Source organism: Amycolatopsis sp. AA4 (genome assembly GCF_002796545.1).
Lineage (GTDB): Bacteria > Actinomycetota > Actinomycetes > Mycobacteriales > Pseudonocardiaceae > Amycolatopsis.
The window spans coordinates 3,065,289-3,078,457 of sequence record NZ_CP024894.1 but is presented as its reverse complement, the minus strand read 5'-3'; the positions used below and the strand labels follow the sequence as shown (position 1 = coordinate 3,078,457).

At 69.1% G+C, this 13,169-nt stretch carries 13 protein-coding genes and 1 pseudogene; 10 read left to right on the top strand and 4 right to left on the bottom strand.

Going from position 1 to position 13,169, the window contains the following annotated elements:
* Positions 1-110: 110 nt before the first annotated feature.
* Together CU254_RS14510 and CU254_RS14505 are read right to left on the bottom strand one after the other, a co-directional pair.
* Positions 111-1,544: an LCP family protein gene (locus CU254_RS14510; protein ID WP_009076864.1), complete on the bottom strand. Its 1,434-nt coding sequence runs from the start codon at positions 1,542-1,544 to the stop codon at positions 111-113.
* Positions 1,545-1,667: 123 nt separating this feature from the next.
* Positions 1,668-3,005, bottom strand: coding sequence for an MFS transporter (locus CU254_RS14505; RefSeq protein WP_009076862.1), 1,338 nt, complete (start codon positions 3,003-3,005; stop codon positions 1,668-1,670).
* Between the two features lie 97 nt (positions 3,006-3,102).
* Here CU254_RS14505 and CU254_RS14500 point away from each other — a divergent pair, with 97 nt between their 5' ends.
* The 9 genes from CU254_RS14500 (at position 3,103) to CU254_RS14460 (ending at position 10,976) form a co-directional block, all read left to right on the top strand.
* On the top strand, positions 3,103-3,588 hold the full coding sequence (locus tag CU254_RS14500; RefSeq protein ID WP_037713649.1) for a MarR family winged helix-turn-helix transcriptional regulator: 486 nt from the start codon (positions 3,103-3,105) through the stop codon (positions 3,586-3,588).
* 61 nt (positions 3,589-3,649) lie between these two features.
* Positions 3,650-4,570, top strand: coding sequence for a hydroxymethylglutaryl-CoA lyase (locus CU254_RS14495; RefSeq protein ID WP_009076858.1), 921 nt, complete (start codon positions 3,650-3,652; stop codon positions 4,568-4,570).
* A 22-nt stretch (positions 4,571-4,592) separates the two neighbouring features.
* Positions 4,593-5,309 (top strand): enoyl-CoA hydratase/isomerase family protein, encoded by a 717-nt coding sequence (locus CU254_RS14490; RefSeq protein ID WP_199785906.1) that lies wholly within the window; start codon positions 4,593-4,595, stop codon positions 5,307-5,309.
* Complete coding sequence (locus CU254_RS14485) at positions 5,306-6,496, top strand: CaiB/BaiF CoA-transferase family protein (protein ID WP_009076855.1); 1,191 nt, start codon at positions 5,306-5,308, stop codon at positions 6,494-6,496. The genes CU254_RS14490 and CU254_RS14485 overlap by 4 nt, the downstream gene beginning before the upstream one ends.
* Positions 6,496-7,236: an enoyl-CoA hydratase/isomerase family protein gene (locus CU254_RS14480; protein ID WP_009076854.1), complete on the top strand. Its 741-nt coding sequence runs from the start codon at positions 6,496-6,498 to the stop codon at positions 7,234-7,236. The genes CU254_RS14485 and CU254_RS14480 overlap by 1 nt, the downstream gene beginning before the upstream one ends.
* Positions 7,233-8,804, top strand: a complete 1,572-nt coding sequence (locus tag CU254_RS14475) for an AMP-binding protein (RefSeq protein ID WP_009076853.1) — start codon at positions 7,233-7,235, stop codon at positions 8,802-8,804. The genes CU254_RS14480 and CU254_RS14475 overlap by 4 nt, the downstream gene beginning before the upstream one ends.
* Complete coding sequence (locus tag CU254_RS14470) at positions 8,804-9,751, top strand: nitronate monooxygenase family protein (protein ID WP_037713647.1); 948 nt, start codon at positions 8,804-8,806, stop codon at positions 9,749-9,751. Before CU254_RS14475 ends, CU254_RS14470 begins: the two co-directional genes overlap by 1 nt.
* Before the next feature lie 53 nt (positions 9,752-9,804).
* Positions 9,805-10,392, top strand: coding sequence for an SMI1/KNR4 family protein (locus CU254_RS43015; RefSeq protein WP_037713644.1), 588 nt, complete (start codon positions 9,805-9,807; stop codon positions 10,390-10,392).
* Positions 10,389-10,976, top strand: coding sequence for an SMI1/KNR4 family protein (locus CU254_RS14460; protein ID WP_050788179.1), 588 nt, complete (start codon positions 10,389-10,391; stop codon positions 10,974-10,976). Before CU254_RS43015 ends, CU254_RS14460 begins: the two co-directional genes overlap by 4 nt.
* A 14-nt stretch (positions 10,977-10,990) precedes the next feature.
* Here CU254_RS14460 and CU254_RS14455 read toward each other — a convergent pair whose 3' ends face one another.
* Positions 10,991-11,635 carry a VC0807 family protein gene (locus CU254_RS14455; RefSeq protein ID WP_009076848.1) on the bottom strand — a complete coding sequence of 215 codons (645 nt, stop codon included), beginning with the start codon at positions 11,633-11,635 and terminating at the stop codon, positions 10,991-10,993.
* A 45-nt stretch (positions 11,636-11,680) separates the two neighbouring features.
* Between CU254_RS14455 and CU254_RS14450 the strand changes: the two genes are divergently transcribed.
* On the top strand, positions 11,681-12,259 hold the full coding sequence (locus tag CU254_RS14450; protein ID WP_009076846.1) for a PadR family transcriptional regulator: 579 nt from the start codon (positions 11,681-11,683) through the stop codon (positions 12,257-12,259).
* On the opposite strand, the pseudogene CU254_RS14445 reads toward CU254_RS14450, so the two are convergent.
* Positions 12,256-13,143: pseudogene (locus CU254_RS14445) on the bottom strand (SDR family oxidoreductase). The gene CU254_RS14450 and the pseudogene CU254_RS14445 overlap by 4 nt on opposite strands.
* Positions 13,144-13,169 lie beyond the last annotated feature (26 nt).

The window sequence follows — 13,169 nt, the reverse complement described above, 5'->3', positions numbered from 1 at the left end:
GTCACGCGAGTCCGGACATTAGCGGACGCAGTGCCGCCACGGTCACTCGGCAGAGTTAATTTAGGAAGCAGTTCTCAACGGGTTCACAGGATCTTCGTGCTTTCTCCCGTTCACCGCACGCAGGGCACCCCGCCTCCGGACAATTCGTCGGCCGGGGAAACCGGGGAGACCGGCACCGGATCCACCTGGTCGGCCGTTTCCCGGAAGTCCGTGCCGAGGACGAGTTTCAGCTCCCCCGCGGCCAGCGCGCCGTCGTAGCCAACGCTGTAGCCGCCGCCGAGCGCGGCCACGAGTTTGGCCGCCGCCGAGGAATCCCCGCGTCCGTAGCGGACGATCGTGCGGTGCGTGTGCTTTGCGCTGGACGTGCGTCCCGCGCGGTATCCCCGCGACGGGAGCGTCTTCAGCACCCGCGCGGCCGCGCCCTCCCGGCCGCTCGCGTTCACCACGTCCACCGCGGGACCGGCCGTCGCCGCGGGCGGCGGCGGGACCGTCCGGCCGAGCAGCCGGGCCGCCGCGGCGCGGATTTTCACCGGATCGACAATATTGACGTCTTCGCCCTTGGCGTCTTTTTCGAACCGTTCGACCGGAAGCGACGCCAACGTCAGATCTCCGCCCGCGAACGATTCCGCCTGCCGCGCCAGCGCGTTCAAGTCGAGCCCGGAATCGATCGCGACATTCTCCTTCGCGACCGAAACCAGCTGCCCGAGTTTCGCCGGGTCCCCGAACACGCGGCCTTCTTTCAGCTGATGCGCCAGCGAAACGAGAAACGCCTGCTGCCGCCGTTCCCGGTCCAGGTCGGTGAACTCGCGCTGCGGATCGCGCCGCTGCCGCACGAACGCGAGCGCCTGCGCGGCGGAAATCCGCTGCTGCCCGGCCGGGAAATCCGCGCCCGAGTAACTGTCGCGCGTGGCTTCGGCCAAACAGACCGTGATCGGCTGCACGACCTGGGCCAGCTGGTAAAACGCGACCAGGGTGACTTCGACGAAATGGTCCACCGCGACTCCGCCGAGGAATTGGCGCACCGTGGCGACTTCCGCCGCCCGGCCGGCGTCCCGTGCCCTCTGTTCGCGAGCCGCCTTCTCGGTGACGCCTTGCGCGGCAAGACGTTTGGCCTCCGCGGCGAACGCGTACCCGTAAGCCTCCTTGATCTTGCCCTGGCACACTCCGTCCGGACAGCCGGCGAGGTCGGTGTAGTCGTCGCGCGGGATGGAGACGACCGTCGGATGTCCCCCGTCGGCCGGAACGTGCAGCAGCATCAGCACGTCGGTGTTGTAGCCGCCGACGTGCTGGTCGCCCGCGTGCAGTTGCTCGTACAGTTCGGCGGGCAGCGGTTCGCCTCGCTCGTCGAGCCGCGAATCGAGTCCCATGACGAGGATGTTGGTTTCCCCGCCCGGCCGGGACCGTCCGTCGAGCGCGGCGGAGGTCGTCACCCCGGACAGCAGCGCGCGCAGTTCCGCCCATCCGTAGGCGGCCCCGCCCAGCAGGACCGCGACCAGCGCGACCACGCCGATCCGTTCGGCCCAGTGCCCGTTCGCGCGCTCCATCGCCCACCGCTCCTCCCTCCGGCGGCACCCGGTCTACTCCGGGGTTCCTGTGAGAGCGATGAGAAAGAGCAGCCCGCCGAGGTCGAAGGGAGGTTCGCGTGCCGAAAGGCACACTTTGGAGGGTCAGCGCCACCGTTCGCGGAGATCGCCGGGCCGGACGCCGACGAGCAGCACCACGACGGCGAGCAGGATGATGCCCGCGCTGATCTGCAGCCCCAGCGAGAGGCTTCCGGTCGAGGATTCGATGAACCCGAGCAGCGACGGCGAGGCGGCGGCCGCGAACGATCCCATCGACGTCACGACCGCGATCCCGGTCGCCGCGGCCCGGTCGGTCAGGTAGATCGACGGGATCGAGTAGAACACCGTGAGCCCCGAGTAGTGCGCGGCGGCCATCACCGCGAGCAGCAGGATGACGACCACGACATTGCCGCCGGACACCGAGATCGCCAGCATCGCGCACACCGCCGCGATCCAGCTGATCGCCGCGTGCCAGCGCCGCTCGAGCGTGCGGTCGGAATGCCTGCCGACCAGCAGCATCACCACGATGCCGAGCAGCGGCGGGATCGCCGAGAAGAAGCCGAGGTTCAGGACGTTGCCGACGCCGGCGTTGGCGATGATCCGCGGCGTCCAGTACGAGACGGCGTTCGCCAGCGTGTACGCGCCGCACGCGCAGAGCCCGAGAATCCAGACCTTCGGGTCGCGCAGGGCGAGCAGCAGGCCGCTGTGCTTCTGCTTCGCCGGGCCCTTGTCCCGCAGGTCCGCGTCGAGGTCGGCGCGCACGGCCGCCTTCTGGTCCGCGGTGAGCCACTTCGCCTGCTCCGGGCCGTCGGTGACGAAGAGCAGCACGAGCCCGGCCAGCAGGATCGGCGGGATCCCCTCGATCAGGAACAGCCACTGCCAGTCCGCGAGCCCGCCGGCGCCGCCGAGCGAATGCATGATCCAGCCCGACATCACCGAACCGAGCGCGCCGGACACCGGGATGCCGATGAAGAACACGGCCGTCATCCGGGTCCGCCGCGACGACGGGAACCACAGCGACAGCAGGTACAACGCGCCCGGGAAGAACCCGGCTTCGGCGACGCCGAGCAGGAAGCGCGCGGCGTAGAACATGATCTCGTTCTGCACGAACAGGGTCACCACGGTCATCACGCCCCAGGTGGCCATGATGCGGGCGAGGGTTTTGCGCGCGCCGATGCGGGCGAGCAGCGCGTTGCTCGGGACTTCGAAGAGGATGAAGCCGACGAAGAACAGCGTGACGCCGAGCCCGTACACCGCGGGGCCGAAGCCGAGGTCGCGTTTCAGGCCCTGCTGCGCGATCCCGATGTTGGTCCGGTCGATGTAGCTCACGACGTAACACAGCACCAGCAGCGGCATGACGCGCCGGGCGATCGTGCGATAGGTCGCTTTGCGATCGACGGCGGCGGTCGCCGGAGCGCCGGCGACAGCGGATGGTTCGGCCACGGCTGAGACTCCTTCGTCCGGATCGGGCGAGGGGCAGTCTCCGCATCAAGTGTTGAGTTTGTCAACACCTGACGGGCAACGGCTACGATGTCCGGCCATGGCCGAACGCGCAGACGGACACGACCTGGTCCCCATCTCCGGACTGCTGTCCTACCGGCTCTCGCGCACGTCGTCGGCGATGTCGCGCAGCGCCGCGGTGCGCTACCGGCGCGATTTCGACGTGAGCCTCGGCGAATGGCGCGCGATCGCGCTCATCGCGGCCGACCCGACGCTCACGCTCAACCGGCTCGCGCGCCGCGCCGGACTCGACAAAGCGCAGATGAGCCGCGTGGTCAGCCGTCTGACCGACCGCGGACTGGTCAACCGCACGGCCGGGTCCGGGCGCACGTCGCAACTGGCGCTGACCGCCGAGGGCACCCGGGTCTACCGCGGCCTGATCACCGCCGCCAACGAGCGCGACGCGGACTTCCTCGCCACCCTCACCGCCGAGGAGGCGCGAGTGCTGGACCGCGCGCTCGACAAGCTGGCCGAGCACGCGCTGGCCGTCGAGGAGAGTGAGCGGGCTCACCCGGTCGCCGAGTAGTGTTGACTTTATCAACACCCTCGCGTACTTCTGGACCCACCGACGAGGAGGTGGGCCCAGGATGTCCGACGCCGTCACGATCTGCGAGTGCTTCGCCCGCGACGGGCTGCAGCACGAGCCGGAGCCCGTGCCGACCGCGACGAAGATCGCGCTGCTGAACTCCTTCGCGCGCGCCGGTTTCCGCCGGATCGAGGCGACCAGCTACAGCCATCCCGCGCGGGTCCCCGGGTTCTCGGACGCGTCCGAGGTGCTCGCCGGGATCGACCGGCGCCCGGGCGTCGCGTTCAAGGCGACCTGCCCGAACCCGCGCGCCGTCGAACGCGCGCTCGCCGACCTCGAAGCCGGGCACGGCGCCGAGGAGCTGAGCCTGCTGGTGTCCGCCACCGAGGTGCACACCGAACGGAATCTGCGCACCACGCGCGCCGGGCAATGGGAGCGGGTCACCGAGATGGTGAAGCTCGCCGACGGCCGGTTTCGCCTGGTCGGAGTGGTTTCGGTGGCGTTCGGCTGCCCGTTCGAGGGCAAGGTCGACCCGGGGCGGGTGGCCGAAGACGTCGCGCGTTTCGCCGATCTCGGCGCGAGCCTGGTGACCTTGGGCGACACCACCGGCGTCGCGACTCCGGGCTCGGTGCGTGCGCTGTACTCGCGGCTGTCCCGCGAGAACCCGCACTTGCCGCTGGTCGCGCATCTGCACAACACGCGCGGGACCGGGATCGCGAACGCGGTCGCCGCGCTGGAGGCCGGGTGCCGCCATTTCGATTCCGCGATGGGCGGCGTCGGCGGGCATCCGGCGAAGATCGGCTACGGGGCCGGGCTCACCGGCAACGTGTGCACTGAGGACTTGGCCAGCCTGTTCGCCGCGATGGGCGTCGAAACCGGCCTCGATCTCGACCAGCTCGCCGCGGCGTCCGCGGCCTGCGAAGAAGCGCTCGGCCGCCCGCTGCACAGCATGGTCGCCCGCGCCGGCTTCGCGTCCGCCTGACCTTTCTTTGGGGAGAAAACCTGTGCTGCTGACCGAAAATCACGACGCCGTCCGCGTCCTTACGCTGAATCGGCCGGACAAACTCAACGCGCTCGACACCGCGCTCACCCGCGCTCTCGATACTGCGTTGGACGAAGCCGGACGGGACCCGAGCGTCCGTGCTGTCGTTTTGACGGGGGCTGGGCGCGGGTTTTGCGCCGGGGCTGATTTGAACGAGTTCTCGTCGCTCACCCCTGGCCAGCCGGAAGCCGTTCTCGAACGCGCCGCGCTCACCGCCCGGCTCCAGACGCGCATGCAGCAACTGCCGGTCCCGGTCGTCAGCGCGGTGCGCGGGGCAGCTGTCGGCGGTGGTGCCGGGCTGGCGATCGGGGCGGATCTGGTGGTCGCCGGGTCGGACCTGAAGTTCGGCTATCCCGAGCTGAAGCATTCGATCGTGCCCGCGCTGGTGATGACCGGGCTGGTCCGGCACCTGGGCCGCAAGCTGGCGTTCGAGCTGGTCAGCACCGGCCGGCTGCTCACCGCCGCAGAAGCGTTGTCCTCCGGGCTGGTGAACCGGGTGGTCGAACCTGCCGAGACCGTGCCCGCGGCGCTCGCCATCGCGCAGCGCTGGGCCTCGGTGGAGCCCCGCGCGCTCGCCGCGGCCAAGGACCTCTTCTACCGGGTCGCGGACCTGCCGACGGACGCCGCGATGCGCGCCGGACAGGACGTCAACGCGCTGATGCGCGGGTTCCGCTCATGACCGGCCCGCTCGCCGGGGTCACGGTCCTGGACCTCTCGCGGGTCCTCGCCGCGCCGCTGGCCACCCAGATCCTCGCCGAACTCGGCGCGACCGTGGTCAAGGTCGAACGCCCGGGCAGCGGCGACGAAACCCGCGGCTTCGAACCCCGGTTGCCGCACGGCGAAAGCGCGTACTTCTTCGCCTTCAACCGCGGCAAGCGATCGGTCACTGTGGACTTGAAGGACCCGCGCGGCCGCGACGTCGTCCGGAAACTGGCCGCGCGCGCCGACGTCGTCGTGGAGAACTTCCTGCCCGGCACGCTCGACCGGCTCGGCCTCGGTTACGCCGAACTGGCCGCGGAGAATCCCGGTCTCGTGCTGGTGTCCGCGACCGGCTTCGGCCAGACCGGGCCGGACGCGCACCGCAAGGGCTACGACACGGTGTTCCAGGCGCTGTCCGGGGTGATGGCGATGACCGGCGATCCCGCTGGCCCGCCCGCGAAAACCGGGGTGCCGGTGGCGGACCTGACGTCCGGGCTGTGGGTGGTGATCGCCGTGCTGACCGGGCTTGCCGGGCGATCGTCCGACGGCCGGGGGCGGCACCTGGACGTAGCGATGATGGACGTCCAGCTCAGCCTGCACGCCCTCAACGCCGCGCGGCTGTTCGCACTCGGCGAGGATCCCGTCCGGACGGGGACCGAACACCCGGGGCGCGTGCCGTCGGCGGCGTTCCAGGCCGGGGACGGCGAATGGCTGCACATCAGCGGCAGCGACCAGCATTGGGCGCCGCTGTGCTCCGTGCTCGGACTGTCCACTTTGGCCGAAGACCCTTCGCTGCGGCACAACGCCGGTCGCGTCGAACACCGCGCGCGCGTCATGAAAGCCCTGCGCGGTGCGATCGCCCAGCACGACCGGGACCAGCTGGTCAAGGAACTGCAGGCCGCCGAGGTCCCCGTTGGCGCGGTGCGTTCGGTCCGGGAGGCGCTGGCCGACCCGCATGCCGTCGCGCGGGGTGTCGTCGGGGAGTTCACGCACCCCGTCGAAGGCGCGTTCCCGGCGCTGCGCACGCCGTTGCGCGAGACTGCCGGAGACGCTCCGGCGTTGGGGACGCCTCCGGTGCTCGGCGCGGACACTGACGTCGTACTGCGCGACCTGGCGGGATTGTCGGAGGACGAGATCGAGGGCCTGCGGGCCGCGGGGGTGATCTGATGAACGAACGCGTGACGCTGGATGTCACCGACGGAATCGCCCGCGTCGAACTGGCCCGGCCGACGGCGCGCAACGCGGTGGATCTCGCGATGTGCCACGCGCTGAAGGAAGCCTTCGACGCGGTCGATATCTCAGACGCCCGGGTTGTGCTGCTCAGCGGCGCGGGTCCGGTCTTCTGCGCCGGGGCCGATCTGAAGGAGCGGACCGGCAAGGACGCCGCGTGGGTCCGTCGCCGCCGAGTCGCGTCCTTCGCGGCTTATGCGGCGATCGAGGCCTGCCGGTGTCCGGTCGTCGCGTTGGTGCACGGCACCGTCGTCGGCTCCGGCGGGGAAATCACCCTCGCCGCCGATTTCGCGCTTGCCGCCTCAGACACCGTTTTCCGCTTCCCTGAACCGCATTGGGGCACCGTCGGCGCGACCCAGCGGCTTCAGCGCGCCATCGGGAAACGGCGGGCCAAGGAACTGTTGTTCACCAACACGCCGTTGTCCGCTTCGGAGGCTGCTTCGCTCGGCCTGGTCAACCGCGTCGTCCCCGACCTGGCCGCCGCCGGAGCCGAGGTGGCCGCCGCCATCGCCGCCGCCCCGCCCGGCGCGATCGCCCTGACCAAACGGGCGGTGGATCTGGGATCGGAAACCGACCTCGACCGCGGCATCCGGATCGAAATGTCCGCCATCGAACAGAACCTCGCCGACGGCAGCTGGCGCGACGGCGTCGCCCGGTTCACTGGAGAGCCCCGATGACCGACCTGCGCACCGCCTGCCCGCTCACCGTCCAGGACGCCCTCGCGCGGGCCGCGCTCCTGGCTCCGGACGTCGAGGCCGTCGTCACCGCCGATGCCCGGATCACCTACCGAGAACTGGCTCTTGAGGTTTCCCGGGCACGCGGGGCTCTGGCCGCTTCCGGGATCGGCCGGGGCTCCCGTGTCGGGCTCTGCCTGGGCAATACTCCGGAGTGGGTCACGCTTTTCCTGGCGCTGGGTTCGCTGGGCGCGCTCGTCGTGCCCGTCAACACCCGCTTCACCGCCGACGAGGTGCACTACACTTTGTCGCACGCGAAGGTCAGCACTCTGTTCGCCGCCGACCGTGTTCTGAACGTCAACTTCCCGGAAATGTTCGCCGAGGCAGGCATCGAACCCGGCTGCTCTTCCCTTCCGCTGCTGGAACGCATCGTCATCGTGGGCCAAGAAAGCTGGACCGAGTTCCTGGCCGCCGGTTCTCCCGCCGATCCCGTTGCCACTCCGGACGATCTCCTTCTCGTGCAATACACTTCGGGCACGACTTCGCGCCCCAAAGGCGTCCTCCTGACCCACCGCAGCATGTGCGCCGACGCTTTCTTTTCCGGTGCCCGCATGGGATTGCGCCCCGGCGACCGGTTCCATTCCGCCCGCCCGTTCTTCCACGTCGCCGGAAGCACGCTGTCGGTATTGTCATCCTTGCAACACGCGACCACCTTGGTGACGATGCCGAAATTCGAACCCGCAGAAGCGTTGCGCCTGTTGGAAACCGAACGGTGCACGCACTTCTCCGGCAACGACACCATCGCCCTGCTCCTGCTCAATCACCCGGATCGCCCGCACCGTCGCCTGTCTCTGCGCGGAGCCTGGGTCGCCGCCTCCCCCACCGTCGTGCGCCGCGTCATCGAGGAACTGGGCGCACGCGAATGCGTTGCCGGATACGGGCTTTCCGAAGCGTCTCCGAATGTCGCGCAATCCGCCTGGTGGGAACCGGAAGAAATCCGGGCCTCCGGAGCGATGGCCCCCGAACCAGGCGTGGAAATCCGCATCCGCGCCCTGGACGGCACCCGCGACTGCGCGCCCGGCGAACCCGGCTCGGTGCTGGTGCGGGGGTGGAATGTCATGCAAGGCTACCTGGACGACCCCGTGCGGACCGCCGAAACGATCGACGCCGACGGCTGGCTGTCCACCGGAGACGTCGGCCTGCTCGATGCTTCCGGCCGGTTCCATTTCACCGGCCGCACCAAGGAAATCATCCGGGTGGGCGGGGAAAACGTCGCCCCCGCGGAGGTCGAGGACGTGCTGCACCGGCATCCCGCCGTGCGCCAGGCCGCCGTCGTGGGAGTGCCCGACGAGCGGTTGATCGAAGTGCCCTTCGCATTTGTCGTGCTGACTTCGGCCGGTGTTTCGGAAGAAGAGCTGCTCTTGTGGGCGAAAGAACGCTTGGCAGGCTTCAAAGTCCCGCGACATCTGCGCATTGTGGACGGTTTCGAGGCGATCGGCATGACCGCCAGCGCCAAGGTGCAGAAGAACCACCTGGCGCGTTACGCGCGGACTTTGCTGGAGAACTCCTGATGCGCACTTCCGTCACCGACCTGCTGGGTCTGGACCTGCCCATCATCCAAGCCGGAATGTCGTGGGCCTCGTCGTCCTCGGCTTTGCCTTTGGCCGTCAGCAACTCCGGCGGCCTGGGCGTAGTCGCCGCCGGCCCGATGCGCCTGCCCGACCTCGCGCGGGTCCTGGACGAAATGGCCGCCGGAACCGACCGTCCGTGGGCCGTGAACCTGCCCCTGTACCGGGCCGGCGCCGACGAGGTGATCGAGCTCCTGCTCGCCCGCCGCCCGCCAGTCCTGATCGCCTCCCAAGGCGGCCCGCGCCGGTATCTCGATCGGTTCCAGGCTGTCGGAACCAGATGCCTGCACGTGGTTGCCGGGGTCTCGCATGCACTTAAGGCCGCCGCCGCCGGTGTCGACGGCTTGGTGGCAGTCGGTGCCGAGGCTGGCGGACATCCGCCGCCCGGAATGGTGACCACGCAAGTTCTGGTCCGTGCCGTGGCCACCGCCGTGCCTTCGGTCCCGGTAATCGCGTCCGGCGGAGTCGCCGATGGCGCCGGTTTGGCCGCGATGCTGGCTTTGGGCGCCGGCGCCGCTCAATTCGGAACCCGCTTCCTGGCGAGTTCCGAGGCGACGGTACATCCTTCCTACCAGCAGGCAGTGCTCGCCGCCGGAGTCGACGACACGCGGACGGTGGGCCATGGACTGGGGGTGATCCGCGCGCTGGCGAACGACTTCACCGCGCGAATGGAGGAACTGGAGGCTTCCGGAGCGGAGGAGTCCTTGCGGCGCAAGGTTTTTCAGGCTTCCTCACTGAAGGATGCCGCCCTGCACGGCGATGTCGTTTCGGGAAAGGTGGAAGCCGGTCAGTCGGCGGGGCTGATCACGGAAGTCCTTCCGGCAGCGGAGATCGTCGCGCGCATCACGGAGGAGTACACGGCGGCGGTACGGCGGCTGCCTCGGGTTTGATTGCTCCGTTCAGCGCAAGCCCGCCGGTGATCGAATTTCGGTAGGCTGCGCAGGTGAGCCGCCTGATCGAAGAGATCGTCGAAATCACCCGGTGGACCGGAAGCATCCGGCCGGGCCGGGACTGGAGCACTGTCGAACGGGACATCGGCACCGTGCTCCCGGATGACTACAAGGAATTGTTCTCCCGATTCCCGTCGGGCGCTTTCTGCGACGCGATCGTCGTGGCCAACCCGGTCGACGCCCGCACGGACTATCCGCGTTTCCTGCGGGAGGACGTCCTCGGAACCCTGGAAATCCTGGCCGACGAACGGTTGGAATACCTCAACGGCACGAACTACCGCCTCTTCCCCGCCGAAGGCGGCCTTCTGCCCTGGGGCGGAGACGGACAGGGCGGCATGTTCTGCTGGCTCACCGAACCAGCAGACCCGAACCGGTGGCTGATCGCCCACTACAACGCGGATTTCCGCGAATGGTTCGAATACGAGGGCGGCGTCGTGGAAATGATCTGGGAAGTCCTCACCCGCCCCGGAGGCGACAATCTCCTCCGCCGCGACCTCGACCACGAGGAACCGATCTTCCGGGTCCCCTCGACGTACGCGGGCGAACGGCTCGGCTGGATCCCGAACCCGGAGTACCGATGACCCCCCGATCGATCGACGAACTCGCCCGACTCTCCGGCTGGACCGGCGGCATCCGCCAAGGCCGGAACTGGACCGAGGTCGAACAGGCCGTCGGCATCCGCTACCCCGACGACTGCAAAGCCCTGATGTCCAGGTTCCCGTCGGGCTGCTTCCGCGGCGCGGTGAACTTCGCCAATCCCGTCGACGCCCGCGTCGACCTGGAGACGTTCGTCCGCGACAAGATCCACGACGTGCTCGAGTCTTTCGACTCCCCCTGGGGAAATTTCCTGGAAGGCACCGGCTACCGCCTGTTCCCCGAACCCGGCGGCCTCCTCCCCTGGGCCAACGACACCGGCGGCGGCGTGTTCTTCTGGCGGACCAGCCCCGAAGACCCGAACCAGTGGCCCGTGGTCTTCTGGGACCGGGGCACATTCGAGTGGAACGAGCACCCCGGCGGAATGGTCGAGGTCATCTGGGAAGTCCTCGCCCAACCCGGCGAAGACAACATCCTCCGCATGGACCTCGGCTACGAGAAACCGATCTTCCGGGTCCCGTCGATCCACCTGGGAGACGGCAAATGGCTGCCCCACGCGGAGTACCGCTGATCGAGCAAGGAAGGTCAGCCGGTGTCCGCTGACGAAGCGAGCCGCTCGATGATCCGCCGCGGCACCTGGATCAGGACCCCGCTCGCCACGCCAAGCGCGCCGAGCATGTAGAGCGTCACCGTATTCGACACGTCCACCGCATGCGCGAGCCCGGCCTCCGACGCACTCAGCAGGATCACCGCCCGTACCGCGGCCGCGGCCAGCAAAATCGTTCCCAGCAGCGCGGTCAGCGCGCGCTGCCACCGCCGGTACCGCGGCACCGAACTCCACGCGCACGCGAAAGCCCGCTCCCGCGCCGGGTCGCCGAAACTCGCGGCCGACGCGGCGAAAACGTGGGTCAGCGGAGCCCGCCGCCACAACGTGACCAGGCAGAAAACCCCAGCGACCAGAACGTAAGCCGCCTCGCGCAGTGCGGCGACCCGCGGGTTCCGCGTCACCAAAGTCAAAGTGAGTGTCGTGGCCAGCTCAATCAGGACCAGCAGCCCCACCAGGTCCAGCCGACGACGGCGGATTGTCGCCGCGACGGCGAGCACCGCGACCACCAGCGCCGGTCCGGTCAGAGACCAGAAAACTCCCGCCCCGCACGCGCGAAGCACGTAGTAGCCCCCGACAGAGACCGCGACTTCGAGCAGCGCGGTACCGAGACTTCGGCTCTCCATCAGCCCCTCCCCATTAGTCTGTTACAGACTAGTACAGTACAGACTATGGCTCCTCGAGGAAACCTGTCCCCGGTCGTGCTCGCGGTTCTCGCGCTTCTCGCCGAGGAACCGCGGCACGCCTACGGGATGCAGCAGCTGATCAAGGAACGCGGCGTCGACCTGGTCGTGAATGTCCGCACGCGCTCGGGTTTGCACACCGCGCTGGACCGGCTCGTCCGCGACGGGCTGGTCCGCGTCCACGCCGTCGAACGCACCGAACGGCGGCCCGAGCGCACGGTTTACGAGATCACTCCGGCCGGTCGGGAAACGTTGCTGACCGCGGTCCGCTCCGGCATCGCGACCCCGGCTGCCGAGTTCCCGCTCTTTCCGGCGGCGGTGTCATTTCTGCACCTGCTCGCCCCGGAAGACGCACTAGTCCACTTGCGACAGCGAATCGAGGCGCTGCAGGAACGGCTCGACGGAACCGAGACGGTGCTCCGCGCCTCGCGCGACGCCTACGTTCCACGGCTGCACCTGCTGGAGCACGAGCACCGAACAGCCGTCGTCACGGCAGAACTGACGTGGCTCCGGGAAGTGTGCGCGGATCTGGAAAGCGGCGAACTCAGCTGGCAGCGATACGCCTAAGCACCCCAGCTGTCCGGCTGCCGCCCGTCCACATCCGTCACCCCGTACTCCCGCGCCAGCTCCGCCGAACTCACCGACCGCTGATTCTACCGATCCCGCCCAGGATCCGCCGCCATCGCAGCCACCCCGCGGCCCGCATACCGCGGCGATTCCGACTCCGCGAACCCGGCAGGAGCACCAGCCGCCAAAGCCGACCGCCAGTTCTCCTCAGTCACCCCGTAAGCGTCGAGCATCATCTCCGACCGCAGCCAACCCGGCGTGACCGCAACAGCCGCACCTGCGTAAGCAGCCAGCTCATGTCCCTGCGAGAAAGCCAGCCGGTTCACCGACGCCTTGGCCAGGTCGTAAAACACCGAGATCCGGTAGCGCGCGGCATTGTGCGCCGCGGTCCCGTCGGTGACCTCGACCACCAACCCGCCTGGCTCCCGGATCACCAGCGGCAGCAGGAAATGCGACGTGACCAGATGCGTCTCCACCCCGAGCCGGAGGATCCGCAACCCGGCATCGAGATCGTGTTCCCACACCGGCGTGTTCCAGTCCGCCGGACCGCCCTTGAGCCGTTCCGCGCCCCAAATGTCGTTGACCAGCACGTGAAGCCGCCCGTGCTCGGCATCAACGAACGCAGCCAGCCGGCGGACGTCGTCGTGGTCCAGATGATCTGCGACGAACGGAACACCGACCCCGCCCAGCTGAGATACCAGCGCAGCGGTTTCCTCGACGGTCTCCGGCCGGTCGTAGTCGGAGCGCCGGAGTACGTTGCGGCTGCTGCGGCCGGTGCAGATCACGGTCGCCCCGGCCTCGCCCAGCGCCGCGGCGATTCCCCGGCCCGCACCGCGGGTCGCCCCCGCGACGAGGGCGACCCGGCCGTGCAGATCAGGCGGCATCGGGCCAGTGTGGCGCCGGCCGCGGG

What these genes read in the sequence shown, in the direction of transcription:
- CU254_RS14510 (WP_009076864.1), bottom strand. Translation starts at nt 1,544, where the DNA reads ATGGAGCGCGCGAACGGGCACTGGGCCGAACGGATCGGCGTGGTCGCG.
- CU254_RS14500 (WP_037713649.1), top strand. Translation starts at nt 3,103, where the DNA reads ATGGCCGAACGCGCAGACGGACACGACCTGGTCCCCATCTCCGGACTG.
- CU254_RS14495 (WP_009076858.1), top strand. Translation starts at nt 3,650, where the DNA reads ATGTCCGACGCCGTCACGATCTGCGAGTGCTTCGCCCGCGACGGGCTG.
- CU254_RS14485 (WP_009076855.1), top strand. Translation starts at nt 5,306, where the DNA reads ATGACCGGCCCGCTCGCCGGGGTCACGGTCCTGGACCTCTCGCGGGTC.
- CU254_RS14480 (WP_009076854.1), top strand. Translation starts at nt 6,496, where the DNA reads ATGAACGAACGCGTGACGCTGGATGTCACCGACGGAATCGCCCGCGTC.
- CU254_RS14475 (WP_009076853.1), top strand. Translation starts at nt 7,233, where the DNA reads ATGACCGACCTGCGCACCGCCTGCCCGCTCACCGTCCAGGACGCCCTC.
- CU254_RS14470 (WP_037713647.1), top strand. Translation starts at nt 8,804, where the DNA reads ATGCGCACTTCCGTCACCGACCTGCTGGGTCTGGACCTGCCCATCATC.
- CU254_RS14460 (WP_050788179.1), top strand. Translation starts at nt 10,389, where the DNA reads ATGACCCCCCGATCGATCGACGAACTCGCCCGACTCTCCGGCTGGACC.
- CU254_RS14455 (WP_009076848.1), bottom strand. Translation starts at nt 11,635, where the DNA reads ATGGAGAGCCGAAGTCTCGGTACCGCGCTGCTCGAAGTCGCGGTCTCT.
- CU254_RS14450 (WP_009076846.1), top strand. Translation starts at nt 11,681, where the DNA reads ATGGCTCCTCGAGGAAACCTGTCCCCGGTCGTGCTCGCGGTTCTCGCG.